Source organism: Vibrio sp. 3-2(1) (assembly GCF_963887575.1).
In the GTDB taxonomy this organism is placed as follows: Bacteria; Pseudomonadota; Gammaproteobacteria; order Enterobacterales; family Vibrionaceae; genus Vibrio; species Vibrio anguillarum.
Genome location: NZ_CAWPGB010000012.1, coordinates 1 through 24579, shown reverse-complemented (window position 1 = coordinate 24579; position 24579 = coordinate 1). Strand labels below are relative to the sequence as shown.

General features: G+C 39.2%; 26 protein-coding genes. 22 read left to right on the top strand and 4 right to left on the bottom strand.

All coding sequences use genetic code 11. The features are described 5' to 3' along the window. Positions 1 to 438 precede the first annotated feature (438 nt). From AACQ79_RS07555 to AACQ79_RS07530, 6 genes are all read left to right on the top strand, one after another. Complete coding sequence (locus AACQ79_RS07555; protein ID WP_026028227.1) at positions 439 to 729, top strand: YkgJ family cysteine cluster protein; 291 nt, start codon at positions 439 to 441, stop codon at positions 727 to 729. 180 nt (positions 730 to 909) lie between these two features. Beyond that, complete coding sequence (locus AACQ79_RS07550; RefSeq protein WP_017049015.1) at positions 910 to 1416, top strand: GNAT family N-acetyltransferase; 507 nt, start codon at positions 910 to 912, stop codon at positions 1414 to 1416. A gap of 240 nt (positions 1417 to 1656) precedes the next feature. Then, a complete protein-coding gene (locus AACQ79_RS07545; RefSeq protein ID WP_017049924.1) occupies positions 1657 to 1875 on the top strand; it encodes a DUF6500 family protein in 219 nt (72 codons plus the stop codon). A gap of 165 nt (positions 1876 to 2040) precedes the next feature. Further along, positions 2041 to 2664, top strand: a complete 624-nt coding sequence (locus AACQ79_RS07540) for a hypothetical protein (protein ID WP_170899755.1) — start codon at positions 2041 to 2043, stop codon at positions 2662 to 2664. A gap of 679 nt (positions 2665 to 3343) precedes the next feature. After that, positions 3344 to 3976, top strand: coding sequence for a hypothetical protein (locus AACQ79_RS07535; RefSeq protein WP_170899754.1), 633 nt, complete (start codon positions 3344 to 3346; stop codon positions 3974 to 3976). Between the two features lie 684 nt (positions 3977 to 4660). Continuing rightward, a complete protein-coding gene (locus AACQ79_RS07530) occupies positions 4661 to 5764 on the top strand; it encodes a hypothetical protein (protein WP_170899753.1) in 1104 nt (367 codons plus the stop codon). A 113-nt stretch (positions 5765 to 5877) separates the two neighbouring features. Here AACQ79_RS07530 and AACQ79_RS07525 read toward each other — a convergent pair whose 3' ends face one another. Both AACQ79_RS07525 and AACQ79_RS07520 read right to left on the bottom strand, forming a co-directional pair. Next, complete coding sequence (locus AACQ79_RS07525) at positions 5878 to 6177, bottom strand: type II toxin-antitoxin system RelE/ParE family toxin (RefSeq protein WP_019282621.1); 300 nt, start codon at positions 6175 to 6177, stop codon at positions 5878 to 5880. After that, on the bottom strand, positions 6174 to 6416 hold the full coding sequence (locus AACQ79_RS07520) for a type II toxin-antitoxin system ParD family antitoxin (RefSeq protein WP_017045414.1): 243 nt from the start codon (positions 6414 to 6416) through the stop codon (positions 6174 to 6176). Before AACQ79_RS07520 ends, AACQ79_RS07525 begins: the two co-directional genes overlap by 4 nt. 211 nt (positions 6417 to 6627) lie before the next feature. Here AACQ79_RS07520 and AACQ79_RS07515 point away from each other — a divergent pair, with 211 nt between their 5' ends. The 9 genes from AACQ79_RS07515 to AACQ79_RS07475 all read left to right on the top strand — a co-directional run bounded on the left by AACQ79_RS07515 (position 6628) and on the right by AACQ79_RS07475 (position 16689). Continuing rightward, positions 6628 to 7062, top strand: a complete 435-nt coding sequence (locus tag AACQ79_RS07515; RefSeq protein WP_064626944.1) for a GNAT family N-acetyltransferase — start codon at positions 6628 to 6630, stop codon at positions 7060 to 7062. Between the two features lie 671 nt (positions 7063 to 7733). Continuing rightward, positions 7734 to 8276, top strand: a complete 543-nt coding sequence (locus tag AACQ79_RS07510) for a hypothetical protein (protein WP_170899752.1) — start codon at positions 7734 to 7736, stop codon at positions 8274 to 8276. A 674-nt stretch (positions 8277 to 8950) separates the two neighbouring features. Then, the gene (locus AACQ79_RS07505) at positions 8951 to 9232 is read left to right on the top strand and encodes a hypothetical protein (RefSeq protein ID WP_170899751.1); all 282 of its coding nucleotides are present in this window, start codon (positions 8951 to 8953) and stop codon (positions 9230 to 9232) included. Positions 9233 to 9383: 151 nt separating this feature from the next. Beyond that, entirely contained in the window at positions 9384 to 9833 is a 450-nt protein-coding gene (locus AACQ79_RS07500; protein ID WP_170899750.1) for a DUF2513 domain-containing protein, read from the top strand. Positions 9834 to 9966: 133 nt separating this feature from the next. Continuing rightward, positions 9967 to 10869, top strand: a complete 903-nt coding sequence (locus AACQ79_RS07495; protein WP_170899749.1) for a DUF5677 domain-containing protein — start codon at positions 9967 to 9969, stop codon at positions 10867 to 10869. Between the two features lie 154 nt (positions 10870 to 11023). Further along, positions 11024 to 11896, top strand: coding sequence for an SMEK domain-containing protein (locus AACQ79_RS07490; RefSeq protein WP_170899748.1), 873 nt, complete (start codon positions 11024 to 11026; stop codon positions 11894 to 11896). Positions 11897 to 13080: 1184 nt separating this feature from the next. Further along, a complete protein-coding gene (locus AACQ79_RS07485; protein WP_170899746.1) occupies positions 13081 to 13590 on the top strand; it encodes a ClbS/DfsB family four-helix bundle protein in 510 nt (169 codons plus the stop codon). Positions 13591 to 14373: 783 nt separating this feature from the next. Further along, complete coding sequence (locus AACQ79_RS07480; protein ID WP_170899745.1) at positions 14374 to 15069, top strand: hypothetical protein; 696 nt, start codon at positions 14374 to 14376, stop codon at positions 15067 to 15069. 9 nt (positions 15070 to 15078) lie between these two features. Further along, on the top strand, positions 15079 to 16689 hold the full coding sequence (locus AACQ79_RS07475) for a hypothetical protein (RefSeq protein WP_212756431.1): 1611 nt from the start codon (positions 15079 to 15081) through the stop codon (positions 16687 to 16689). A 146-nt stretch (positions 16690 to 16835) separates the two neighbouring features. Here the strand turns inward: AACQ79_RS07475 and AACQ79_RS07470 are convergent, their stop codons facing one another. Continuing rightward, on the bottom strand, positions 16836 to 17387 hold the full coding sequence (locus AACQ79_RS07470) for a TetR/AcrR family transcriptional regulator (protein ID WP_057645667.1): 552 nt from the start codon (positions 17385 to 17387) through the stop codon (positions 16836 to 16838). Between the two features lie 94 nt (positions 17388 to 17481). Between AACQ79_RS07470 and AACQ79_RS07465 the strand changes: the two genes are divergently transcribed. Together AACQ79_RS07465 and AACQ79_RS07460 are read left to right on the top strand one after the other, a co-directional pair. After that, the gene (locus AACQ79_RS07465; protein WP_170899744.1) at positions 17482 to 17934 is read left to right on the top strand and encodes an HPP family protein; all 453 of its coding nucleotides are present in this window, start codon (positions 17482 to 17484) and stop codon (positions 17932 to 17934) included. Between the two features lie 713 nt (positions 17935 to 18647). Then, complete coding sequence (locus AACQ79_RS07460) at positions 18648 to 19400, top strand: SDR family oxidoreductase (RefSeq protein ID WP_170899743.1); 753 nt, start codon at positions 18648 to 18650, stop codon at positions 19398 to 19400. Positions 19401 to 20032: 632 nt separating this feature from the next. On the opposite strand, the gene AACQ79_RS07455 is transcribed toward AACQ79_RS07460, so the two are convergent. Continuing rightward, positions 20033 to 20224 (bottom strand): hypothetical protein, encoded by a 192-nt coding sequence (locus AACQ79_RS07455; RefSeq protein WP_170899739.1) that lies wholly within the window; start codon positions 20222 to 20224, stop codon positions 20033 to 20035. Positions 20225 to 20545: 321 nt separating this feature from the next. Between AACQ79_RS07455 and AACQ79_RS07450 the strand changes: the two genes are divergently transcribed. The 5 genes from AACQ79_RS07450 (at position 20546) to AACQ79_RS07430 (ending at position 24072) form a co-directional block, all read left to right on the top strand. Beyond that, positions 20546 to 21091 (top strand): hypothetical protein, encoded by a 546-nt coding sequence (locus AACQ79_RS07450; RefSeq protein ID WP_170899742.1) that lies wholly within the window; start codon positions 20546 to 20548, stop codon positions 21089 to 21091. A gap of 267 nt (positions 21092 to 21358) precedes the next feature. Next, positions 21359 to 21694, top strand: a complete 336-nt coding sequence (locus AACQ79_RS07445) for a superinfection immunity protein (protein WP_094165683.1) — start codon at positions 21359 to 21361, stop codon at positions 21692 to 21694. Between the two features lie 164 nt (positions 21695 to 21858). Then, positions 21859 to 22344 carry a GNAT family N-acetyltransferase gene (locus AACQ79_RS07440; RefSeq protein ID WP_170888461.1) on the top strand — a complete coding sequence of 162 codons (486 nt, stop codon included), beginning with the start codon at positions 21859 to 21861 and terminating at the stop codon, positions 22342 to 22344. 134 nt (positions 22345 to 22478) lie between these two features. After that, positions 22479 to 23063 carry a hypothetical protein gene (locus AACQ79_RS07435; protein ID WP_170899741.1) on the top strand — a complete coding sequence of 195 codons (585 nt, stop codon included), beginning with the start codon at positions 22479 to 22481 and terminating at the stop codon, positions 23061 to 23063. 601 nt (positions 23064 to 23664) lie between these two features. After that, positions 23665 to 24072 (top strand): SH3 domain-containing protein, encoded by a 408-nt coding sequence (locus AACQ79_RS07430; RefSeq protein ID WP_170899740.1) that lies wholly within the window; start codon positions 23665 to 23667, stop codon positions 24070 to 24072. The last annotated feature ends 507 nt before the right edge of the window (positions 24073 to 24579 follow it).

The window sequence follows — 24579 nt, the reverse complement described above, 5'->3', positions numbered from 1 at the left end:
TTAGCGGGCGCAAAGTGTGGAAAGGGCAAGTTTATCGAGCGTTTTGCAGTTGCTGAAAGTCTTGCTTGTTGAGTTTGTCTCATTCAAAAGCTTGGTTTGTTGCTGAAGGGTGAACTTTGTTTTGGCGGCTTATTTATCACAGTTCTTGCTTGGGTTGATTCTTGAATCACTCAACCATTGCAATTGTGGCTTTTGGTCGTGTAAATTCGGTTTATCTCATTGAATTTGCATAACAAACGGCTCAAGAGGGATTGCCAACGCGTGGCGGCTTTAGTGCAAAATTGAAATTCAGTGTTTAAGTGTGTTTTTTGAGTTCGGCTATGCGTTGTCAACCCCTTAGCCGGGCGTTATGGCTACCAAATTGAGTTGGTCACGAATGTCGATAAATTGGTTCAAATTGGAGTACCATGCTGTGATTACACTGATTTGAAGAACACGATGACAATTCCAATTAAAAATGTATCTAGTACGGAAATTTCTTGCTCAAACTGTCAGGCTTGTTGCTGTCGTTTAGAGGTCATGATCATTACAGATACCGGTGTGCCAGAGCAACACATTGCTTTCGACCAATGGGGTGGGGAAACCATGCTACGTTTGGCGGATGGTTGGTGCTCAGCTTTAGACCGAGAAACATTCATGTGCACGATTTATGAGAATCGACCTTGGATTTGTCGAGAGTTTGAAATGGGGTCTTATGAATGTCGAGATGAAAGGTCAGATTTACCTTGAAAGTTTTGTTCTATAAATCAGAGAGTTGTTAGCCATAACAAACGGTTAAAGAGGGACTGCCAACGCGTGGCGGTTTTTGTTCAAATCGGCATTTGTGATTACGGCTATTATTTTAGGTTCAGTGTTTTTGCGTTGTCAGCCCCTTAACCGGGCGTTATGTAACAAGGAGAGTTCAGCTAAATGGAAGTAGTATCTGAAAGGCTGCAGATGAAGCCATTATCGGAAAATGACTGGCCTTTATTTCTGCAACTCCATACGAATCCTAGTGTCATTTCACTTTGTTTCGATGAACTGCCAAAGTCAGAAATTGAGAGTAAATTTAAATCTCGATTAGTACCTTGGTTTGTAAAGTCGAAGCATTGGCTATGTTTGGTTGTTGTCGAGTCCAAAACGGACAAAGCAGTAGGTATAACAGGTTTTTGTGTTAACGATTCTGTTGCTGAAGTTGGGTTTATGTTTTTGCCCGAATATCATGGACTCGGGTATGGTACAGAGTCACTGCAAGCTCTCATAAATTATTCAATGTCAGAGTTTGGCATCGCTAAATACAGTGCAGTTGTCACAGAGGGTAACATTGGTTCCGAAAAGGTACTTACAAAAGTGGGTTTTGTACTCGATAGGATAGTGCCTCAAGCTTATGAAATCGGTGGTCATTTGTACGCAGATCATGTCTACCAATACGCGTAAAATTGTTACATAACAAACAATTTAAGAGGGATTCCCAACGCTTGGCATTTTTGCTTCTACTTCAACTTTAGTGGTTACGGTACAATGCCTTAGGTTGGGTGGTAGCGTTGCTCACCCCTTAATTGGGCGTTATGACTCATTCAATTGGCTAGGGCTGTATATAAAAACAGTTTTTCTTGTTTTCATGCTTTAATCTGTATAAGTTACCCATCATTTTCTAACAAAGCAGGTAATTAACAAGTGCGTAGTTCATTGAGAAAAAAGGTAATTCAAGTTTGTTCCAAGAAGATTGAGCAGAAGGGTGATAATGTAGGCGTTTCATTTTATGCATTTTTTGCTAATAAAAATGACGATCCAGATTTGTTAATGGAAGCCGCCACATGGTGGATTCAAGAACACAAATTAGATCATTTTGAAAAAGCTCATAAAATCATGGCAATGGTAAAATCTGATATTTAGTGAACTGAGCCATAACAAACGGTTTAAGAGGGACTGCCAACGCGTGGCGGTTTTTGCTTAAATCAACATTTGTGATTACGGTTGCTATTTTAGGTTCGGTGTTTTGCGTTGTCAGCCCCTTAACCGGGCGTTAGTTGTCTTAGTACGAAATATAAAGTGAGATATATGAAAATAGAGCACGCCTTAATAGCTCTGATATGGATACTATCTGTTGTTTCCGCTATTGGTGTTGGTTATGCGTTAGGTGGAGCAAACGAACAAGAAGCTGCAAATAATATAAATGCAATAATTGCACTTGCCAGTTCACTATCTGCAATAGCAGCGGCAAGTACGCTATTTTTTGCGTTTAAAATAAGAAGTGATTGGCTTAAACCTAAAAAGCATGATTCAAGCGTTGACTTAATGGTGATGTTAAATGAATGGAGTCAACATGTCCGTATATTAAACATGTATCTTTGGAGGTTTAGATCATCAGATGAGTTAGATTTACGCACGCTTAAGAATAAAGTGGATTATGTTGCTGAAGTCGAAGAGCAAGCTTGGTGTGAACTTCAAAAAATACGAAGAAAACATGAAATAGTTTGTGGCTACAATAAAGAACTTTATTCTAACTTTCAAAAAATTAGGGATCTAAGGATGCGCGTAGTGATAAATCTTAAACCATTTAAAGAGCATTTGTGCAAAGTTGAAACCTTAGAACAGGTGGAACAACATACTGAACTATGTTTGAGTAAGAATATTGAAATTCAGGTAAAAGCTATCCTATCCGACCTTAAAAAAGTCAACTAACAAACGGTTCAAGAGGGACAACCAACGCGTGGCATTTTTACTATGCGTTGATTTTTGTGGTTACGGTGTTATGCGGAAAGTTGGTAGTAGCGTTGGTTGCCCCTTAACCGGGCGTTATATTCAATCGTCGTCCGCAAGTCACACTGGTTTCAAATTCACTAAATAACTCAAGGTGTTAACTTAAGGATTATGTTCGAATTTCGTTGTAAATGAATGTGGTTTTGTGGCTGAGGCGGTTGAAAATTCCTTTGGTTCAAAGTCGCCGAAATGGCTAGTTTATCGCCGCTATTGCGCTTGTTTCGATTTCAGAACAAATCAATTGTGCAGACAAAAGCTGAATTTTGCGCTTTGAAACCATGTCCGTTTCCGTCGTTCTTCCAACAGAGCAATGTTGACTAATCGCTGCAATCTCTTTGTTGCCAAGTTCAAGTTTTTTGGCGCTCAAAGTGTTTTTGTCCGAGATTCTCATTTAAAATGCTTGGCAAGTTTAATGGTGAAAAAGTTCAATAAAATCAGTACAGTAAATTGAATATAACAAACGGTTCAAGAGGGACTGCCAACGCGTGGCGGTTTGTGTTCAAATCGGCCTTTGTGATTACGGTTGTTATTTTGAGTTCAGTGTTTTGCGTTGTCAGCCCCTTAACCGGGCGTTATAAAGATTAGGAGACTTTCACGATAAATGGACTTAGTTGTTGAGTTACTAAAAAGTGGTGATTACTGGATTGCGATTGTTGTAGTGATCGTAACTATTGCTATAAATGCTCCTAGAGTAACCGAGTACTACTTCTTACTTAGAAAAAATAGAATGGCTCAAATTTTATCTGCTTTACAAGAACCGAGTGTCTCGGAAGAACTAAAGACTCATTTAAAAAATGAGCTAGATATTGAGTGTTTTAAAGGTATTCATGGTACCCGTGTTAGCTTCCCAATGTTAAAAGCAGTTTATGTACTTAATGAAAGGGTTGGGGCGACGGTCTCTTTCAGACATGTTTTGAAAACAGTCCAACTTTTACCTGATATTTCTGATGTAGAACTTTTGTCGTACCGGATCAGATTAAATATCCTAAATAAGGTTATTGCTTCTTATAACTTGGTGTTTGGATTGCTCATAGCTGGCTTTGGGTTCGTAACATTTTTACTATCGATTTACTCCATTGTTACTGGATTTGAGCCAAGCCTTCTTATTTCTGGTGTTATCTTCCTACCATTAGGCTTTTATATGCTCAATGATGGTAGTGCCTTGTTTTCCGTGTATCACATCAATAGAGCACTCAAGGACTATGAAAAGGCAACTGAGAAAAAATCTTTATAACAAATTGTTCAAGAGTGATTCGGCACGCGTGGCATTTTTACTATGCGTTGGTTTTAGTGGTTAAGGTGTTATGCGGGAGCTTCGGTATTGCGTGCCTCACACCTTAACAAGGCGTTATGCAACTCAGGTTAATTTAGGGGCTCAATCTTTTGGGATTTCTCCGGCTATTCGTTTTGTGTTGTCGGCAAATGAACTTTTTCACCCTCAGATTCGTGGTTAACTCAAACCGTAAAACAGACAAGATTCTTGGTTTGCCTCAATCATTTTTAGCGTTGGTTTGCTGCCAATTCAGCTGGCGCAAAGTGTGGAAAGGACAAGTTTATCGAGCATTTTGTACTTGCTGAAGTTTTCGCTCGTTGAGCTTTCCTGACACAAAAGCTTGGTTTGTTGCTGAAAGGTGGACTTTGTTTTGGCGGCTCATTTATCACAGTTCTTGCTTGGGTTGATTCTTGAATCACTCAACCATTGCAATTGTGGCTTTTGGCCGTGTAAATTCAGTTTATCTCATTGAATTTGCATAACAAACGGCTCAAGAGGGATTGGCAACGCGTGGCGGCTTTAGTGCAAAATTGAAGTTCAGTGTTTATAGTGTGTTTTTTGAGTCCGGCGGTGCGTTGTCAACCCCTTAGCCTGGCGTTAAACGTTTTTATCAACTTCAGAGCAGTAGTATTTAAAGGGGCGAAAATGAGTCAAAGTGTAATTTCGGATAATTGGTCACTGCAAAATATTGGTGGATTATTAACCGATGGTATTGACGAAAGCAAATCACATTACATAGCAATCGATAAAGAAAATGACAGTTATTCTTACGAAGATAGCTTGAGTGCCATCATTAATACTGAAGCACTGTTTGATTTGCTTACAGATATAATTTTACGTGATCAGATTTTAGTTGAAGAAAAGTTTATCCATGCTTGGAATCATGAAGGTAATCCATTTCAAGAAGCTGTATCTCAAGGTGTCATCCGGCCTTATCCTTTTCTAGTGGACTATAAAAGACTGCAAGGACCACGAGACGAATTTATTGACCGTTTAAGTCTAACATCAGATTTAAAGAAAGATCACGAAGAAAACCGTGTAGGTTTTCTTCAAAATAGATATGCTCCTCATGGTTATTTATCCCAAACTTTATGGGGTGGTGCAGGGATGTTGGCTAGAGGTTTTGTTTATGAAAAAGGATATACACCGCACCCTGTGAGAAAGCGTTTTTTTACTGATGCTGGAATAATGGTTTCAAACGAAGACTCAGTACTAAGACTAAACCGACTAGTCTCAGAGAAAAGAGCTTCTATAGCTTCATTACACAATGCTGGTAGTGAGTTATATGCATTAAATGTAAACATGCTTCCATTACCAATCAGAGTAATACAAGAGTCAAATACAGCGAGTGATATGATTAAAGTGACTCTTCAATTAAGAAGTGAGTACCAAGAGCTAAGAGATTGGTTAAATTGCTATCAGCAAGCACTAAGTGATGGCAGCTATAAAGACATGAATAAATTTGCCAAAATTCTTCAATCTATCTCTTTGTACGTTGATTCAACAATTGGCTCCGTAGACTCTAACGCTCCTACATTCACCGCCGGTATTGGTGTACTTAAGGTGGCTGTAAAAGGACAGCCACTAAACACACTAGTAAACCAATTTGGCATTCGTTCCATGGTTAATAAATTGATTCTTAGCCGCAGCGGTACATCAGATCTGAAAAAATATTTGGGCTTCTTTGATCATAAAAATACAGTTGTCGGAATGAAGGTGGTTGAACATTTTTCGCAAAAAAACGTTTAACAAACGCTTTAAGACGGATTCGCAACGCATGGCATTTTTACTATGCGTTGACTTTAGTGATTTAGGTGGTGTGCGGAAACACGGCATTGCGTTGCTCACCACTTAAGCGGGCGTTATGCGCCAAAGATTGGATTTACATCCATACTCTTATGCAAGATTCTTATGATCTGGATGTTTTGGCTACCAATTTGTTGATAAAAAATAACATGGCTTCCTTGTGGGAATTTTCGGTAGCCATCTCTGATTTCATCACAAGTTTTACCGATATCAGGATTTTCAGCGAGTAGCCAAAATGATTCATCGAATTGTTTGAGATAAATATTTCGTTGCTCGCGGCCCCACCTGCGAGAGGTAAATAAGGCAATATCTTTTAAATCGGATTTTGCCTTGTTGGTTAGTTGGAATGGTTTCATTTTCTTTCTTCGCTATCTAGTTCACTGATAAACGAATCGAGGTCATAATCAGCCATACCACTTTCTTCACCTTCAACGAGCAGTTGTCGTAAAGTGTTCATTTTCGTTTCTTGTGTTTCGAGTAAACGTAGAGCGGAACGAATTACTTCACTTGCTGAGCCATAGCGTCCACTTTGGATTTGGCTACTAATGAAACCATCAAAGTGGTCGCCGAGAGTGATGCTAGTATTTTTAGCCATTGTAATCTCCTAATACCAAATAGTACCTAATTATGGTATTAACTTGAGGTAATCGCAAGTGGCGCATAACAAACTGTTTAAGAGTGATTCGCAACGCGTGGCATTTTTACTATGCGTTGTGTTTGGTGTTTGGTGTTTAAGGCGGTATGCGGAAGCTTCGGTATTGCGTTGCTCACACCTTAACAGGGCGTTATAAGCTTTGGAGGCTTTAGTGATTACAATTCGAGAAATGGATATTTCCGATTACGATTCAGTGATTGATCTGTGGTGCCAGACGGAAAGCTTGTCATTAAGAGATGCTGATTCTAAACAAAGCATTGAAAGTTACCTTAACCGAAACTCTGGGCTAAGTTTTGTTGCTTTAAGCGGCAATAAAATTATTGGTGCGGTACTCGTTGGGACCGATGGTCGCAGAGGATATCTGCAACATTTGGCTGTTTCATCAGAATTTCGAGGCCAAAAAATAGGTAAAGCTTTGGTTGAAAAATCAGTTGATGCTTTGACTTCGATTGGTGTTTCAAAGACGCATTTATTTGTTTATAGCAATAATGTTAATGCGCAAAATTTTTACGAAAAATTAGGCTGGTTTCCAAGGGATGAAATACGCATGTATTCGTTTAATAACTCAAGTAATCCAAACGTTTAGTGGCAGCTTATAACAAACGGCTCAAGAGGGATTGCCAACGCGTGGCGACTTTAGTGCAAAATTGAAATTCAGTGTTTACAGTGTGTTTTTTGAGTTCGGCGGTGCGTTGTCAACCCCTTAGCCGGGCGTTATGCAACTCAGGTAAATTTAAGGGTTCAATCTTTTGGGATTTCTTCGGCCATTCGTTTTGTGTTGTCGGCAAATAAGTATTTTTACCCTCAGATTCGTGGTTAACTTAAGCCGTAAAACAGGCAAGGTTCTTTGTTTGCCTCAATGAGTTTTGGTGCTGTTTTGTTGTTAATTCAGCGTGCGCAAAGTGTGGAAAGGGCAAGTTTATCGAACATTTTGTACTTGTTGAAAGTCTTGCTCGGTGAGTTTGTTTCATTCAAAAGCTTGGTTTGTTGTTGAAAGGTGGACTTTGTTTTGGCGGCTCATTTATCACAGTTCTTGCTTGGGCTGATTCTTGAACCACTCAACCATTGAAATTGTGGTTTTTGATCGAGTAAAGTCAATTTATCTTATTGAATTTGCATAACAAACGGCTCAAGAGGGATTGCCAACGCTTGGCGGTTTTAGTACAAAATTGAAGTTCAGTGTTTACAGTGTGTTTTTTGAGTTCGGCGGTGCGTTGTCAACCCCTTAGCCGGGCGTTAGGCATCAAGGAGTAATAATTGAAGTTTGGGAATATAGATATTGGTGAGCTAAAACCAGTTCCAGAGTTAGAGTCCGGAGACGAAAAAGAAGTGTTCGCTTTTTATGGGCTAGCTTCATTTAATGCCCAGTGTGCGGAAAAGGCACTTGTTAACTTTGCTATGGGTTACAAGTTAGTTGATGATTCAGCGCTCACTCAAGAACAGTGGTTAGAGTTATACGATAGACTTAACTCGAATACATTTGGTCGCCTCTTAGGTCAAATAAAAAATCGAGTTGATCTACCGTATACTTTGCTAGCCCACCTTGATGAAACCCTACAAAAAAGAAACTGGTTGGCTCATGATTTCTTCTATGATTATGCAATTCATATGACAGAGTTTGATGGGCGTGTTCAAATGATCTCACAACTTCAATGTCTCATAACAATGTTTCGAATCGCAGACCGTGCAATCGAGAAATTAAGTTCAACTGTATGGCAACAGTTTGGTGTAGACGAGGCTTGGATACAAAAAGAAATGGCGATGCAGTTCTCAGAGTACCAATCAGCGAAAGATGCCTAACAAACGCTTCAAGAGGGACAGCCAACGCGCGGCATTTTTATTATGCGTTGGTTTTGGTGATTACGGCGTTGTGCGGAAAGTTGGTAGTAGCGTTGGCTGCCCCTTAAGCGGGCGTTATGCAACTCAGGTAAATTTAGGGGTTCAATCTTTTTAGGTTTCTCCGGCCATTCGTTTTGAGTTGTCGGCAAATGAGCATTTTTACCCTAAAATTCGTGGTTCACTCAAGCCGTAAAACAGACAAACTTCTTTGTTTGCCTCAATCAGTTTTGGTGCTGGTTTCTTGGCAATTCAGCGTGCGCAAAGTGTGGAAAGTGAAAGTTTATCGAGCCTTTCTACTTGCTGAAAGTCTTGCTTGTTGAGTTTGTCTCATTCAAAAGCTTGGTTTGTTGTTGAAAGGTGGACTTTGTTTTGGCGGCTTATTTATCACAGTTCTTGCTTGGGTTGATTCTTGAATCACTCAACCATTGCAATCGTGGCTTTTGGTCGTATAAATTCGGTTTATCTCATTGAATTTGCATAACAAACGGCTCAAGAGGGATTGCCAACGCTTGGCGACTTTAGTGCAAAATTGAAGTTCAGTGTTTACAGTGTGTTTTTTTTAAGTTCGGCGGTGCGTTGTCAACCCCTTAGCCGGGCGTTAGCTATTGTTTTATTCAGCAGCAAGGAAATTAAAGATGTCAAAGTATCAATTTTTCTGTAAACCAAATTCAAATCGTAATGAATTTACTTATCTGGATATGAGTTCAGAAACTTATCTTTTTGAAAAAGAAGAACTCTTGAACTCGGGGTTAGAAGTGGAAGGTGATACGATTTATGCTTCTTCTCCAGAAGAGGCTATTGATAAATTCAAATCAAATTTTTGTGAGCCTTTGAAGGATTATGCAAATTCAAATGTTGCAGGTGGATTGGCGACATTCATTTTTGAATCATTCAAATCAGTCACTGGGAAAAAATAGCTAACAAACGGCTCAAGAGGGATTGCCAACGCTTGGCGGTTTTAGTGTAAAATTGCAGTTCAGTGTTCACAGTGTGTTTTTTGAGTTCGGCGGTGCGTTGTCAACCCCTTAGCCGGGCGTTATGCACCAGTCGCGAAAATGGAGTTCAACAATGAAAATAGATCTGGATTATCTTTCAAAAATCCTCAAAGTATTTCTCGATTCAGCAAATGCGCATGTCAATATTAACGATATTTTGGGTGCTGGAATAGCTGTGCAAAGTGAAACGGAGAATTACAAACTAGATGAACAATTCCTGTTTCATTTTCAAATATTGGTTGAAAACAGGCTAATTAGTAATCGTGAGCTTGTAACTGGCTCTTTGCAGCCTTTGGGTATTAAATTTGGAGTTCGAGGTGACGTTGCTCTAAGTGTTGTAGAGCTACGTTTAACACAATGTGGACACGACTTTGCATCAGCTTTGAATAACAAAGAAGTTCTGCAAAAATTAAAGTCTGAATTGAAAGATGCGCCATTTAAGACTGTGTTTGAGGGCAGTCAAAAATTACTTCAACATTTCTTTAAGAAAAAGTTAGACAGTCTGCTTGAAGAAGGTGCATAACAAACGCTTCAAGAGGGACAGCCAACGCGTGGCATTTTTACTGTGCGTTGTTTTTGTGATTACGGTGTTATGCGGAAAGTCAGTAGTAGCGTTGTCTGCCCCTTAAGCGGGCGTTAGATTTAAGCGAGGATAAATGGACACTTTAGTTAAAAGTTTTCTAGAGAGAAAAATGATCTCTCTTGACATGGAGTTTCACCCATTATTGCAAAACGCAATAGAATATCTTGAAAAAGCTGATCGTACCGTTGAAGCTTTAATAAATGAGGATGCTGAGCGTTTATCTCAAGAGCCTCCTTGGCGCGTCATGTACGACATGTATTTAAGAAATTATGAGTATTGCTCTGGGGCTATATCTTTATTTTTAGTAGGTCAACCTGCTTCTTGTGAAGCATTGTGCAGGACGGCAATAGAAGGTGCGGTTAACCTTGAATACATCAGCATCGGTGATGCAATGGGCAATGAAATAGCTTACTTCAAACATTACTTGAAAGAAGAGCGCAAACAAAATAGAGCGTGGCATAGGTCGGTGAAAGAATCGGCTTCAACCCAAAGTGATAAAGATGTTCATTACAAGAAAATAGATTTAAAGAACCAGTCATTGGATAGCTACGAGGAAATATTAAAAAGCTCACTAGCTCTTTGTGATGTCGATTTTGACAACTGTGAAGCTGACTGGCCTAATATTTTTGAACGATTTAAAAGTCTAGGGAAAGAAGTAGAGTATAGAACCTTATATATGGCTCTTTGCTCTCAAGCACATAATGATGCTGAAGATATAATTAATAAAATCATGGCTCGTGTCGTCGGCGATGTCGACGGAATGTCTAAAGCTCATTTTATTGAACAAGTTTTGTATTCGCTGTTTTATACACTTTCTGCAGTTCGCTATCATATTCATGCCACAATTATGTTTCTTGCCAAATTTGAAGTACAGGTAACGGACTTAGTTTCCCTGAGAGAGAAAACTCTGGAAGATCTAGGCTGGATTGCAGAAAATATGCATGAAATCATCAACGAGTGCTTAGTGTTTAAATAAATCTAACAAAGCATTTAAGAGTGATTCCCAACGTATGGCATTTTTCATTCCATCGTTGGGTTTTGTGTTTCCGGTGGTATAGCTAGGTTTCGTGGTAGCGTTGCTCACACCTTAATGCGGCGTTAGGTTTTTTTGAACATTAATTGGAAAAAGTATGTCTAAAGAATTAGAAATTAAGAAATCAATCGATCTAATTACATTCTTACAAAGATACATCGAAAATAATGTTAAACAGTCATTTAATGATATTTCATTTAGTATTGAAGTGGTGGTGAAGGAAACTTTAACAGTCCTTGATAATTCTCAATATATAAACTTGAATGACTTTGAACATAATTACCCGGCGATTGACTTGCTGAATGAAGATGAAGGGATAGCAGTACAAGTTACGACAAATGCTAATATGAAAAAAGTAAATCATACAGTCGAAATGTATGAGAAACATGGCATGAAATATAATGAGTTAATTGTCTTTGGTTTTTTAACAAAAACTAGAACGAAGACACCTAAAGCTAAGATTGTAAGTGTTGAATACCTTATAAACAAAATTAAAGCTTCAAGTTACGAAAGGATCGTCAATGTCAACACAATCTTGCAAAGAGAAATTCCATTTCATAGGTTGTCTCCGCTAAATGATAAACACTGTCTTGAGGTGGTTTTGAGCGTAATTGATCGAAGCGCAATAAAAGATATGACTCATATTGAAGGCTGTTATCATGATATGGTGGTCGGTCTAAAAGAGATTGTTCAAATAATTTATAATGGTGAGGTTAAGGAAGGGAAAATATGTGCCAAGCCATTGGTTGGATATTCTGACGATATTCAGTCTGAGCTGGAAGAGATAGTTTTTGAAGTAAACAAAATTATTCGGGTGGTCAATAAGTCTAAAAATAGAAGTCAAGATGGTATATTGTTCCTTTCATATGAGGAGAAGGCGTCGATAGATAAAGGTAAAATATCAGTAGCAAAGCTAGCCAATGTTTTGGCTAAAAAAAATAATATTGTTCGCGAAATTATAGTTGGCTAAACCTAACAAACTGTTTAAGAGTGATTCGCACCGCGTGGCATTTTTACTATGCGTTGCGTTTAGTGTTTAAGGTGGTATGCGGCGACATCGGTATTGCGTCGCTCACACCTTAACAGGGCGTTATGCAACTCAGGTAAATTTAGGGGGTCAATCTTTTTAGATTTCTCCGGCCATTCGTTTTGTGTTGTCGGCAAATGAGCTTTTTTACCCTAAAATTCGTGGTTAACTCAAGCCGTAAAACAGGCAAATTTCTTTGTTTGCCTCAATCAGTTTTAGCGCTGTTTTGTTGCCAATTTAGCGCGCGCAAAGTGTAGAAAGGGCAAGTTTATCGAGTATTTCGCATTTGCTGAAAGTCTTGCTTGTTGAGTTTGTCTGATTCAAAAGCTTGGTTTCTTGTTGAAAGGTGGACTTTGTTTTGGCGGCTTATTTATCACAGTTCTTGCTTGGGTTGGTTCTTGAATCACTCAACCATTGCAATTGTGGCTTTTGGTCGTGTAAATTCGGTTTATCTCATTGAATTTGCATAACAAACGGCTCAAGAGGGATTGCCAACGCGTGGCGGCTTTAGTTCAAAATTGAAGTTCAGTGTTTACAGTGTGTTTTTTGAGTTCGGCGGTGCGTTGTCAACCCCTTAGCCGGGCGTTATGCAACTCAGGTAAATTTAGGGGTTCAATCTTTTGGGATTTCTCTGGCCATTCGTCTTGTGTTGTCGGCAAATGAGCACTTTCACCCTCAATTTCGTGGTTAACTTAAACCGTAAAACAGGCAAGGTTCTTTGTTTGCCTCAATCAGTTTTGGCGCTGCTTTGTTGTCAATTCAGCGTGCGCAAAGTGTGGAAAGGGCAAGTTAATCGAGCATTTTGCACTTGCTGAAAGTATTGCTTGTAGGGTTTGTCTCATTCAAAAGCTTGGTTTGTTGCTGAAAGGTGGACTTTGTTTTGGCGGCTTATTTATCATGGCTCTGGCTTGGGTTGGTTCTTGAATCACTCAACCATTGCAATTGTGGCTTTTGGTCGTGTAAATTCAGTGTATCTCATTGAATTTGCATAACAAACGGCTCAAGAGGGATTGCCAACGCGTGGCGATTTTAGTGCAAAATTGAAGTTCAGCGTTTACAGTGTGTTTTTTGAGTTCGGTGGTGCGTTGTCAACCCCTTAGCCGGGCGTTATGTGAATGGAGATCAAAATGTCTTCTGTGCCAAAAAATAAGGATGAATTAGAGTTAGCTATAAACTCAATATTTCCGAAACTCATGGCTGACTATCGTTCAATTCCGGAAAGTAAAGCTCGCAAATCTGGAGTAGAGGGAAACGTCAAAGGTACAGTCATTAGCGTTAGTGATACAGTGGCTTACTTGATTGGTTGGGGAAAACTCGTTCTTAAATGGTATGACTTAAGATCTCAAAACCAACATGTTGATTTCCCGGAAACTGGTTATAAATGGAACCAATTAGGCTTACTCGCTGAAAGCTTCCACGAAGAGTACTGTGAGTGGAAATATGATGATTTACTCATTGAGCTTGAATCTACAGTTAACGAGATACTTTTACTCATTTCAAGCTTAAGTGACCATGATTTGTATGGTGTTGCGTGGTATGAACAATGGACTTTGGGGCGCATGATTCAGTTTAATACATCATCATCTATGAAAAATATGCGTACAAAAGTTCGGCGTTTCAATCGAGAATTCACATAACAAACTGTTTAAGAGTGATTCGCAACGCGTGGCATTTTCACCATGCGTTGGTTTAAGTGATTAAGGTAGTATGCGGCAGCATCAGTATTGCGTTGCTCACACCTTAACAGGGCGTTATGCAACTCAGGTAAATTTAGGGGCTCAATCTTTTGGGATTTCTCTGGCCATTCGTTTTGTGTTGTCGGCAAATGAGCATTTTCACCCTAAAATTTGAGGTTTACTCAAGCCGTAAAACAGGCAAGGTTCTTTGTTTGCCTCCATCAGTTTTAGCGCTGGTTTGTTGTGAGTTTCGCGGGCGCAAAGTGTGGAAAGGGCAAGTTAATCGAGCATTTTGCTTTTGCTGAAGGTTTCGCTCGTTAAGTTTTCCTGATTCAAAAGCTTGGTTTGTTGTTGAAAGGTGAACTTTGTTTTGGCGGCTTATTTATCGCAGTTCTTGCTTGGGTTGGTTCTTGAATCACTTAACCATTGCAATTGTGGCTTTTGGTCGTGTAAATTCATTTTATCTCATTGAATTTGCATAACAAACGGCTCAAGAGGGATTGCCAACGCGTGGCGACTTTAGTGCAAAATTGAAGTTCAGGGTTTACGGTGTGTTTTTTAAGTTCGGTGGTGCGTTGTCAACCCCTTAGCCGGGCGTTAGTTGTATCACGAACGACGTGAGCTTTTACAAGTTTGTATCAGTGTGAGTTATGCAACTAGGATTTTGGAGCAATTACCAGTATGATGCCCCTTAAAGATGGTCCTTGTCAAAAGAGCTTTGACAACAAACACTTGTGAATACCTATGGACATTACGACATACTTAACTGAACTGAATAATAAATCCCAAGCGATTTTTGACCAATCGTTACAAAACAAGCAAAAGCTAGGTGATTTTCATCACTTAGCTTCTTGTATCTATGAATTATCTGAAACGCTTAGTGACCCTCAAGAAAAAGGTATACTAACCAAGGTTAGTGTGCAATTGGAATCAGCTAACTTAAACTTAGTTTTAGGGCTCTATAGACAAGCTTTTACTTCTCTTAGGCTTGCTTTCGAAATGGGTTTGGCAGCCACATATTTCTCTGCAAATAAGCTTGAATTGAATGAATGGCTTGACGGACGAGCCGATATAAAATGGTCAAAATTAATTGATGATGAATCCGGGGTTTTATCTCAAAGGTATTCGAGAGCTTTTTTTGTTGAATGTGACTCGTTTATGGCAGAGTATCGCAACAAAGCACGGAAAACTTATCGTAGTTTATCTGAATATGTCCATGGAAATAATGAGACATGGAATGAAGGTATGACAATAGAGTATAACAGTTCATTATTTGACTTTTATTCTAGTAAGTATGAAGAAGTGTGCGATGTTATTTTATTTACATTGATTTGTCGTTACGCCAAATCAATGTCAGAAACTGAGCGAGAATCTCTTCAGTTTGTTACGGAACAATTTAATCATATCTCAGGAATTAGAGAACTCTTTGGTAGAGAATAGTAATATATTATGAGCGGATTTTATTTAAGAACGGAAAGTATTAAGCAAACGGATATACTTAATTTATCAGTGGTAAGCCCATCTGATGAGAATATCCTTACCGCCCTAAAGTCAAATGAGCCTTGTTTACTTGAAGGTTCTCGAGGAACGGGAAAGTCATTTTTAATGAGGGTTGCTGAGCTTCAGATGGAGCAAGATGACCCCTCTATTATATCAGTGTTTGTTCCTTTTAATATGAGTTCGTTGATACGAACTGAAGACAATTTACAGTTTTATCACTGGATGCTCGCAAAAACCCTAAAGTATTTATTAAATAAATTAAGGCGTAAAGGGTTAGTTGTATCTGGATTAACTGCAAAATTATTGAGCAATGATGAAAGTGACACAGAAGACGCTGTTGAATTAGAGCTCAAAGAAATTGTTAAACTCTTTGAGGATTCCTATAAAGGTACGTCTAATATTGATATTTCTAGTCTTCCTGATATTGAAGATGTAAAAGAAGCAATAGAGATAATTTGTGAAGAAAATGGCTTAACTAGAATTATCTTCTTTTTCGATGAAGCGGCACACGTTTTTAGACCTGAACAACAAAGACAGTTTTTTAATCTTTTTAAAGACTTAAGATCACCGTATATAACTTGCAACGCTGCAATATATCCAGGCGTTACTCATTTTGGTGAGTCATTTGAGCTTATACATGATTGTATATACAAAAAACTTGAAAGAAGTATAAAAGATTCAGACTATTTAGAATACTTTAAGGGCATTGTACTTAAGCAAGCAGATGATAAACTAAAGAGAGATATCGAAACAAACCAAGAGCTCTTTAATACGTTAGCTCTATCTAGCGGCGGCAACCCTAGAATGCTCTTAAGGACTATTCAAGATCTTAGCAAGTTGACTGCAAACAATGTGAATGCTGTTATTAAGTCATTTTATCGTAGTCAAATATGGGAAGAGCATACAGAGCTAGGTGAAAAATATAAGGGGCATCAGGCAATAATTGACTGGGGTAGAGATTTTATCGAAAAATCAGTAATACCAAGAGTGAATGATTATAACGCAACTAGAAAAGAAAAATCGTTAGAGGAATCAACCATCTATTTTTGGGTGCATAAAGATGCTCCTGAAGCAGTAAAAGAAGCGTTGCGGCTTCTAACTTATACAGGGATTATTCGTAAAATTAATAGCTCAATTAGGGCAACTCGAGCAGAGTTAGGTGCTAGGTACGAGATTAAATATGGTTGTATGATATCTTTAGAGAGTAGTCCACATTCTGAGTCCTACAATTTTTACAAGAATTTGTTGCTAAGTAAATATCCTGAATTTGGCAAAAATCACTCGTCGTATAGTGGGAGTGAAAATGTTTTGCACATTGATGATGAACAGCAGTATGAAACATCTCTTCAATCAATGCTTAAAAAGCCAATTGACGTCTTGGTGCTATTAACGCAATGGCAAAAAGACAAATTAAAGGGAGCTGGTATAAACACAATCGAAGAGCTACATAAGATGACAGAAGATACTCTAATCGAAAGCATTTACAATGTTGGACCTGCTAGAGCGCGATTGATGAAAAATGCAGCCGCAGCAGAGCTATTGGAATATATCTCAGGGTAATTAGCTTTTTATTGTCGCCAATACAACTAACAAACAATTTAAGAGTGATTCCCAACGCATGGCAACTTTCATTCCATCGTTGGGTTTCGTGTTTACAGTGGTATGGTTACGTTTCGTAGTAGCGTTGCTCACACCTTAATTGGGCGTTAGCACTCAAATTTCTTGAGCATTTCAATACATTTAGATGTGATTTCTTTTCCATCTCTAGACAAGTGGGCTGTTACGATGGCACCTTCTTTCATTATGCAAATAGCATCAAGCAACGAATCATCTCTACTTTTGAGATGAGAGCTAATAATTTGTCTAACATGCTCTTTGTGGAGGTTACAGAAACGGAAAATTTCGCTGTTGATATCGCTAAATTCAGCAGATGTATTAATGAAAAAACAACCTCGAAAATCACCTAACATACTTTCTTTGTTTTGAAACCAATTGGCTAGTGCTGAAAATAGTCGATGAATAACCTCTTGGTTTGACTGAGAGCCAGATAGTTTTTGCTCTAACCAAAAAGTGAATATTTCGTGCCGTTTTTGTAAAGCAGCAAGAATTAAGGCTTCTTTACTTTCAAAATGAGAATAGAGAGTTCGTTTTGCAATACCAGAAACACTGATGACCTCATTTATTCCAATAGAATTGATTCCATTTTTATAAAAAAGGTTTAGTGCAGTATCTATCAGCAATTGACGTTTTGGGTTCATTTCATATCTCCTTTAAAGTCATATTGACAATGGTAGACCATTTTGTCTACTCTGATTTTGTAGACAGAGTGGTCTACTTGATGGAGATGTTTATATGCACAGTTTGTTCATGTCGATTTTGGCGGGCATTGGGGCCTGTTTAGCAATAGGGATGCTTTCCTTTCTTGATTCAACAATGGGTAATGTTGCTTTACTTATGGCTCCCTTTGGTGCTACTGCAGTTCTTGTGTTTGGTGTTCCGAATAGTCCTCTTGCTCAGCCTAAAAATGTGATATTCGGACATTTGATAACCGCTTTCATCGGGGTGATTTTTACTCAATATATTGGTGTGTCAGCGATATCATTAGCTGTAGCAACCGGGCTTGCTGTTAGTGCAATGCTGATTACGAAAACGACACATCCACCTGCTGGAGCTAACCCACTATTGATTATGCTTTCTGGGCAAGGTTGGAGTTTTCTTTTCACACCTGTTTTATTAGGTGCAGTTGTTATTGTGTTAGTCGGGAAAAGTATGCAGATGTTAACTCGACAATGGGTTAAAAATTAGAGTGCTAACAAACGCCTCAAGAGGGACTGTCAACGCGTGGCGTTTCCAGTCCCATTGAGCCGCAGTAGTTACAGTTGTTGTGTTTGAGTTTAGTGGTAATGCGTTGCCAGCCCCTTAGGCGGGCGTTATGTGTTGGATGAGTTTTTAAGGTTAAATCTACGATTTCATTGAGAATTCGTTCCGTGTCATCGGCAAGTTGGCTTAGTCGAAATGGATTCTTGAACAATTTGAGATTGATCGTTTTCAAGGTTCTTGGGTTGCCTCACTTGAATTTTGGATCTGGTTTGTGTTGAGTTTCGTCAGTTTCAAATCGCTTTAATTGAAATGCATTTTTGACTGATTTGCTTGCTGACATTCAGCTCTGAAAGTCTGTAGATGCAAAAGGTTTGGTTGTGGGTGAAAGGGCGCTTTCTTTGTTGTTGGTCCTGCAAGTGGTTCCCTTTGGCTCAAATCGCTGTGAAATTTAGGTTTTGGTAAGCATCGTTTTTGCACGTAACTTATTCAAATTTCTTTATTTCTACGGTGGTTTACTTTGAATTCACGGTGAAATTCACATAACAAACAATTTAAGAGGGATTCACAACGCTTAGCATTTTTGCTTCTACTTCAAATTTAGTGTTTATGGCACAATGCTTTAGGCTGGGTGGAGGCGTTGTTCACCCCTTAATTGGGCGTTATGCATTACATCAAATTCAGCGTTAAAAGGATGAATAATGAGCGTTCGAAAAGTAGTTGTTATTACTGGCGGTCGCCGAGGGATTGGTGCGGCGACAGCAAAGCTTTTTGCTCAAAACGGTTTTTCCGTATGCATAAATTACAAATCTAATGCTGAGGCTGCTAATACTCTCGTTGAAGAAATCAAAGCGTTAGGTGGTCATTGTATTGCGGTTCAAGCTGACATTTCCAAAGAAGGTGATGTTGTTAAACTGTTTGAAACCGTTGACCAAGAGCTTGGTGTTGTTTCTGTTCTTGTCAACAATGCTGGTATCTTAAAGAAGCAGATGCGCTTAGACGAAATGAGTGCAGAGAGGATTAACTCAATTCTCATAAACAATGTGACAGGTTATTTCTTGTGTTGTCGTGAAGCAGTGAAACGAATGTCAACTCGTCATGGTGGTCTCGGTGGTGTCATAGTTAATGTTTCTTCGGGAGCCGCTCGAACAGGTTCACCGAATGAGTACATCGATTATGCAGCGTCAAAAGGTGCAATTGACACGTTAACAAAAGGTCTGTCGTTGGAAGTTGCCGCGGAAGGTATCAGAGTTAACTGTGTTCGCCCAGGATTGATTTATACCGATATGCACGCTGACGGTGGAGAGCCTGACCGTATAGAACGACTCAAAAATAAAATTCCAATGCAACGGGGTGGTTTGCCTGATGAAGTCGCTGAGGCCATTTATTGGTTAGCGTCTGAAAAATCATCATTTTCTACAGGTAACTTTCTGGATTTAGCCGGTGGTTTGTAATGCATAACAAACGCTTCAAGAGGGACAGCCAACGCGTGGCATTTTCACTATGCGTTGGTTTTTGTGATTACGGTGTTATGCGGTAAGTTGGTAGTTGCGTTGTCTGCCCCTTAAGCGGGCGTTATGCAACTCAGGTAAATTTAGGGGTTCAATCTTTTTAGATTTCTCCGGCCATTCGTTTTGTGTTGTCGGCAAATGAGCACTTTTACCCTTAAATTCGTGGTTAACTCAAACCGTAAAACAGGCAAGTTTCTTTGTTTGCCTCAATCAGCTTTAGCGCTGGCGTGTTGTGAATTTAGCGGGTGCAAAGTGTGGAAAGGGCAAGTTTATCGAGCATTTTGTACTTGCTGAAGTTTTCGCTCGTTGAGTTTGCCTGATCCAAAAGCTTGGTTTGTTGTCGAAAGGTGGACTTTGTTTTGGCAGCTTATTTATCGCAGTTCTTACTTGGGTTGATTCTTGAATCACTCTACCATTGCAATTGTGGCTTTTGGTCGTGTAAAGATCAGTTTGTCTCATTGAATTTGCATAACAAACGGCTCAAGAGGGATTGCCAACGCGTGGCGGCTTTAGTGCAAAATTGAAGTTCAGTGTTTACAGTGGTTTTTTAAGTTCGGCGGTGCGTTGTCAACCCTTTAGCCGGGCGTTAGGCAAAATGAGTTTTTATCAGCTAAATCGGGTTTGAATTGAACGGTGAATACCATCATTGCTGGACTTAAGCAATAAATCGTCATCACATATTTGTTGTTTCTTGATTGCGTTGGGTTGCTTTTCGCTGTGAATTCATCGGCAAAATAACCTTCAGCATCCAAACGTCCGCCGAGCATGCTACGCTCGTCACTTTTCTTCCAAACCGCTCAATTTGAGTTTTTTGGTTTCTTTGCTGATTCAGCATTTTGGTTTATAAATAAATCGTTTAGTTGGTTTTAAGTTGGTAAAAAAACCTTGTTCTTTGGTTTTAAAAGTGTTGTTGTCAATCGGTTGGCCTAACAAACGGCTCAAGAGGGATTGCCAACGCGTGGCGGTTTTAGTGCACAATTGAAGTTCAGTGTTTACGGTGTGTTTTTTGAGTTCGACGCTGCGTTGCCAACCCCTTAGCCGGGCGTTATATTCCTGAGTCAAATCTAGCTGAAGTATTAAGGATGAATATGAAATATTTTGTAATTCCCAAGTCTCTTCACGAGGTGTTTGGCGAAAAGCAATCATTAATTGAAATTACATGTACGGCGATGTTTGCACTCGTGGGCAGTTTGTTAATTTATCTTCAGCTATATCGACCTATAGCTCATGAAAATATCTGGATGATAGTATTAGGGTTTGTTCTAGTCGCAGATGTGCTAGCTGGTTGTATCGCGAATTTTAGCCGAGGAACGAACAAGTTTTATTCAGAAAGACCTAAAGGCCGTCTTTTGTTTATTGCCATACATATCCATATATTGGCGATTGCGTGGCTCCTTTCTGCTCCTTTGGACTATGCACTCCTAATTTGGGCTTACACAATAATATCTGCACTAGTTGTGAATGCCTTGAAAGGAAGTCATTTTCAATTATTTATTTCAGCAAGCCTGATGTGCAGTGGATTATTAGTACTAATGCTTTTGCCTATCCCTACATGGTTCTTAATTGTTAGCACATTTTTTATGATTAAAGTCATGTTTAGTTTTGCGGTTGATCATTACGGGTATAGAGAATAGATATACAGTTCATTAGCACCAGTGGCTGGAATATAACAAACGCCTCAAGAGGGACTGTCAACGCGTGGCGTTTCTAGTCCCAATGAGCCACGGTGGTTGCAGTTGTTGTGTTTGAGTTTAGTGGTAATGCGTTGCCAGCCCCTTAGGCGGGCGTTATGTGGTGGCGTACACCAGTGGTATTTGGACGTACCAAAATTAAGGGTATATTGATCGGATTAACCATAGTGTTATTTTGTTAGTTTAATTATTAACTACGAGGTCTTCATTATGTCAGATGACTGGATTTGGCAGTTGTTGCATGTGTTAAAGCTTTTGTTAGGTACTGGGCCGTTGTTGCTTATACTCATGATATTGATCCCATTTGCATTTCTTCCATCAATTATCGCGTTAAAGAAAAATCATCCTTATAAGATTCCTATCGCCTTGGTAAATGTTTTAGGTGTTTTATTGTGGTGGGCAGGATGGTTAATTGCTTTGATTTGGTGTTTTATTATCCCAGAAAATAAAGCTGCGAGTATAGCCAACGTTGTAGATGAGCTTGATAAGCTCCACTCTTCGAAAGAGAGATGTATTATTTCTGAGAATGAATTCAAGGTCAAATAGAAGGAACTAATGCCGCTGTAAAGAACCACATAACAAAAAATTTAAGAGTGATTCACAACGCTCGGCGCTCTCATTTCAAGTCAGTTTAGTGATTATGGCACAATGGTTTAGCTAAGGTGTTAGCGTTGTTCACACCTTAATTTGGCGTTAGGCATAAGGAAATTATGGAACTCATTCAGCTAAATGAGAGTGAGCTAAAAATGTTGCGTGATGGTCAATCTGAGCTCAAGTATATAATTGACGGAATTCCACCAAATCATGTTTTAGAACGCTCTCTTAATCATTATCGTGATTCAATTTGTGAAGTTTGGTCTTTACCATACTTTATAAAGTCAAATGACCAGCTAATTGGTAGTTGTGGATTCAAGAACCCACCGTTCAACTGTCGAGTTGAAATCGGTTACAACGTAGCTTTTGGGGTTCAAGGCAAAGGTATTGCAACATTTGCAGTTAACAAACTTTGCCAAATTGCGTTTGAATCTGGTTTAGTCAAAGTTGTCTTTGCATTAATCTCTTCTGAAAATTCGGCGTCACTCAATGTTGTTCGCAAAAATGGATTTATTTATAAAAATATTGCTGTGGATAGTGATGGCGAATCATTAGAATGCTGGGAATTAAGCAATAATATCAATGCGTTGGGAAATGCCTAACAAACGGCTCAAGAGGGATTGCCAACGCGTGGCGGCTTTAGTGCAAAATTGAAATTCAGGGTTTACGGTGTGTTTTTTGAGTTCGGCAGTGCGTTGTCAACCCCTTAGCCGGGCGTTATAACGAGAGGTCAAATTTGGCAATATCAGATAATAATCCAGAACGTAGAAACCTAGTGGTTCTTTCGATATCCATAATACTGTACTTCCTTGCCGGAGGTAGTATCACCGATGAAAACATACGGCTGCAAGTTGTAAATGTTACATTCAGCAAGCCGGAAGTCTTAGTCAAATTTGCGTGGTTGCTATTGTTTTGGTTCATATACCGATATTGGCTGAATCACAAAGGTTCGTGGAAAGAGGGGTTTTATCGTGAAGCTCAGTGTCAGTTGGTCAATAAGTATTGCTATCCATACCTAGTTAAAAAGTTTGAACTCAGTGATGACTATTCAAAATCGTGGTATCCAGATAAACATTGTGTAAGATTTGAGGCTGACCATCATGGTACAGGTTTCTATTTTTCTCACACTCGTAAAGCTGATGTAGGGGAAAATGGACAGCAAAAACATGAATCGCGTAAAGTGGATTGTTTAAAGGATAAGGTGTTGGTTGCAGTAGTTACAGCCGTAACTTTTCTCAGAGAGCCTTCATTATCAATGTACTTTATGCCTTACTTGTTTGCATTTTTTGCTATCTTACTTGGTGTTGAAAATTCGTTATAACAAACAATTTAAGAGTGATTCAGCACGCTTGGCATTTTCGGTTTGGGTCAATTTTAGTGATTACGGTGTTCAGTTGAGTGTTGTGGTCGCGTGCTTCACACCTTAATTGGGCGTTAGGAAAAGTGAGTTTTTATCAGCTAAATCGAGTTGAAATTGAGCAGTAAATTCCATGTTTTGTGGCTTAACTTAAGCAATAAATAATCATCACATATTTGTTGTTTCTTGATCGCGTTGGGTTGTTTATCGCTGTGAATTCATCGGCAAAATGACCTTCAGCATCCAAACGTCCGCCGAGCATGCTACGCTCGTCACTTTTCTTCCAAATCGCTCAATTTGAGTTTTTTGGTCTCTTTGCTGATTCAGTATTTTGGTTTATAAATTAATCGGTTAGTTTGTTTTAAGTTTATAAAAAGCCTTGTTCTTTGGTTGTGAAAGTGTCGGTGTCAATTGGTTGGCCTAACAAACGGCTCAAGAGGGATTGCCAACGCGTGGCGGCTTTAGTTCAAAATTGAAGTTCAGTGTTTACGGTGTGTTTTTTAAGTTCGGCGGTGCGTTGTCAACCCCTTAGCCGGGCGTTATAAGCAATTATGGAATAATGAGAGTGAAATATAAGATTCTTTTAGTTTTGTTCCTTGGTTTGACTTTTGGGTTCAACGCTCAAGCCAAGAACTGTAAAAAAGGGCAGCCATGTGGAAACTCATGCATTTCATGGAAGAAAACTTGTCGTATAGGCACTTACTCCTCAAATACTTACACATCACCAAAATCTTCTACTAGTGTTCAGTCATCTAAATATACATCTCAAAGTGAAATAATAGCTGGCGACTATGAGGTAACTGCTACCAAACTAAATGTTCGCGACAATCCATTTGGTTCGAAAGAGATTGTTGGTACTTTAAGTAAAGGTCAAAGAGTGTATGTGCATTCATTTGTCAGCGGTTGGGCTATGATTCGTTATAAATCGTCTTTTTATTGGGTGAGCCAAAAGCATCTCAAGAGGATCAACTAGAAATTGCTTATAACAAACGGCTCAAGAGGGATTGCCAACGCTTGGCGGTTTTAGTGCAAAATTGAAGTTTAGTGTTTACGGTGTGTTTTTTGAGTCCGGCGGTGCGTTGCCAACCCCTTAGCCGGGCGTTAGGCAAAGTGAGTTTTTATCAGCTAAATCGAGTTGGAATTGAACGGTAAATTCTATGTTTTCTGGCTTAAATTAAGCAATAAATCGTCATCACATATTTGTTGTTTCTTGATCGCGTTGGGTTGCTTTTCGTTGTGAATTTAGCGGCAAAATAACCTTCAGCATCCAAACGTCCGCCGAGCATGCTACGCTCGTCACTTTTCTTCCAAATCGCTAAATTTGAGTTTTTTGGTTTCTTTGCTGATTTGAGATTTTGGTTTATAAATGAATCGGTTAGTTTGTTTCAAGTTTACAAAAAAGCTCGTTCTTTGGTTGTGAAAGTGTCGGTGTCAATTGGTTGGCCTAACAAACGGCTCAAGAGGGATTGCCAACGCTTGG

Coding starts and splice junctions, on each gene's coding strand:
- AACQ79_RS07525 (WP_019282621.1), bottom strand. CDS start 6,177: ATGAAACCATTCCAACTAACCAACAAGGCAAAATCCGATTTAAAAGAT.
- AACQ79_RS07490 (WP_170899748.1), top strand. CDS start 11,024: ATGTCTAAAGAATTAGAAATTAAGAAATCAATCGATCTAATTACATTC.
- AACQ79_RS07535 (WP_170899754.1), top strand. CDS start 3,344: ATGGACTTAGTTGTTGAGTTACTAAAAAGTGGTGATTACTGGATTGCG.
- AACQ79_RS07505 (WP_170899751.1), top strand. CDS start 8,951: ATGTCAAAGTATCAATTTTTCTGTAAACCAAATTCAAATCGTAATGAA.
- AACQ79_RS07465 (WP_170899744.1), top strand. CDS start 17,482: ATGCACAGTTTGTTCATGTCGATTTTGGCGGGCATTGGGGCCTGTTTA.
- AACQ79_RS07530 (WP_170899753.1), top strand. CDS start 4,661: ATGAGTCAAAGTGTAATTTCGGATAATTGGTCACTGCAAAATATTGGT.
- AACQ79_RS07470 (WP_057645667.1), bottom strand. CDS start 17,387: ATGAACCCAAAACGTCAATTGCTGATAGATACTGCACTAAACCTTTTT.
- AACQ79_RS07550 (WP_017049015.1), top strand. CDS start 910: ATGGAAGTAGTATCTGAAAGGCTGCAGATGAAGCCATTATCGGAAAAT.
- AACQ79_RS07500 (WP_170899750.1), top strand. CDS start 9,384: ATGAAAATAGATCTGGATTATCTTTCAAAAATCCTCAAAGTATTTCTC.
- AACQ79_RS07480 (WP_170899745.1), top strand. CDS start 14,374: ATGGACATTACGACATACTTAACTGAACTGAATAATAAATCCCAAGCG.
- AACQ79_RS07445 (WP_094165683.1), top strand. CDS start 21,359: ATGTCAGATGACTGGATTTGGCAGTTGTTGCATGTGTTAAAGCTTTTG.
- AACQ79_RS07475 (WP_212756431.1), top strand. CDS start 15,079: ATGAGCGGATTTTATTTAAGAACGGAAAGTATTAAGCAAACGGATATA.
- AACQ79_RS07485 (WP_170899746.1), top strand. CDS start 13,081: ATGTCTTCTGTGCCAAAAAATAAGGATGAATTAGAGTTAGCTATAAAC.
- AACQ79_RS07520 (WP_017045414.1), bottom strand. CDS start 6,416: ATGGCTAAAAATACTAGCATCACTCTCGGCGACCACTTTGATGGTTTC.
- AACQ79_RS07495 (WP_170899749.1), top strand. CDS start 9,967: ATGGACACTTTAGTTAAAAGTTTTCTAGAGAGAAAAATGATCTCTCTT.
- AACQ79_RS07440 (WP_170888461.1), top strand. CDS start 21,859: ATGGAACTCATTCAGCTAAATGAGAGTGAGCTAAAAATGTTGCGTGAT.
- AACQ79_RS07450 (WP_170899742.1), top strand. CDS start 20,546: ATGAAATATTTTGTAATTCCCAAGTCTCTTCACGAGGTGTTTGGCGAA.
- AACQ79_RS07455 (WP_170899739.1), bottom strand. CDS start 20,224: ATGCTCGGCGGACGTTTGGATGCTGAAGGTTATTTTGCCGATGAATTC.
- AACQ79_RS07460 (WP_170899743.1), top strand. CDS start 18,648: ATGAGCGTTCGAAAAGTAGTTGTTATTACTGGCGGTCGCCGAGGGATT.
- AACQ79_RS07555 (WP_026028227.1), top strand. CDS start 439: ATGACAATTCCAATTAAAAATGTATCTAGTACGGAAATTTCTTGCTCA.
- AACQ79_RS07540 (WP_170899755.1), top strand. CDS start 2,041: ATGAAAATAGAGCACGCCTTAATAGCTCTGATATGGATACTATCTGTT.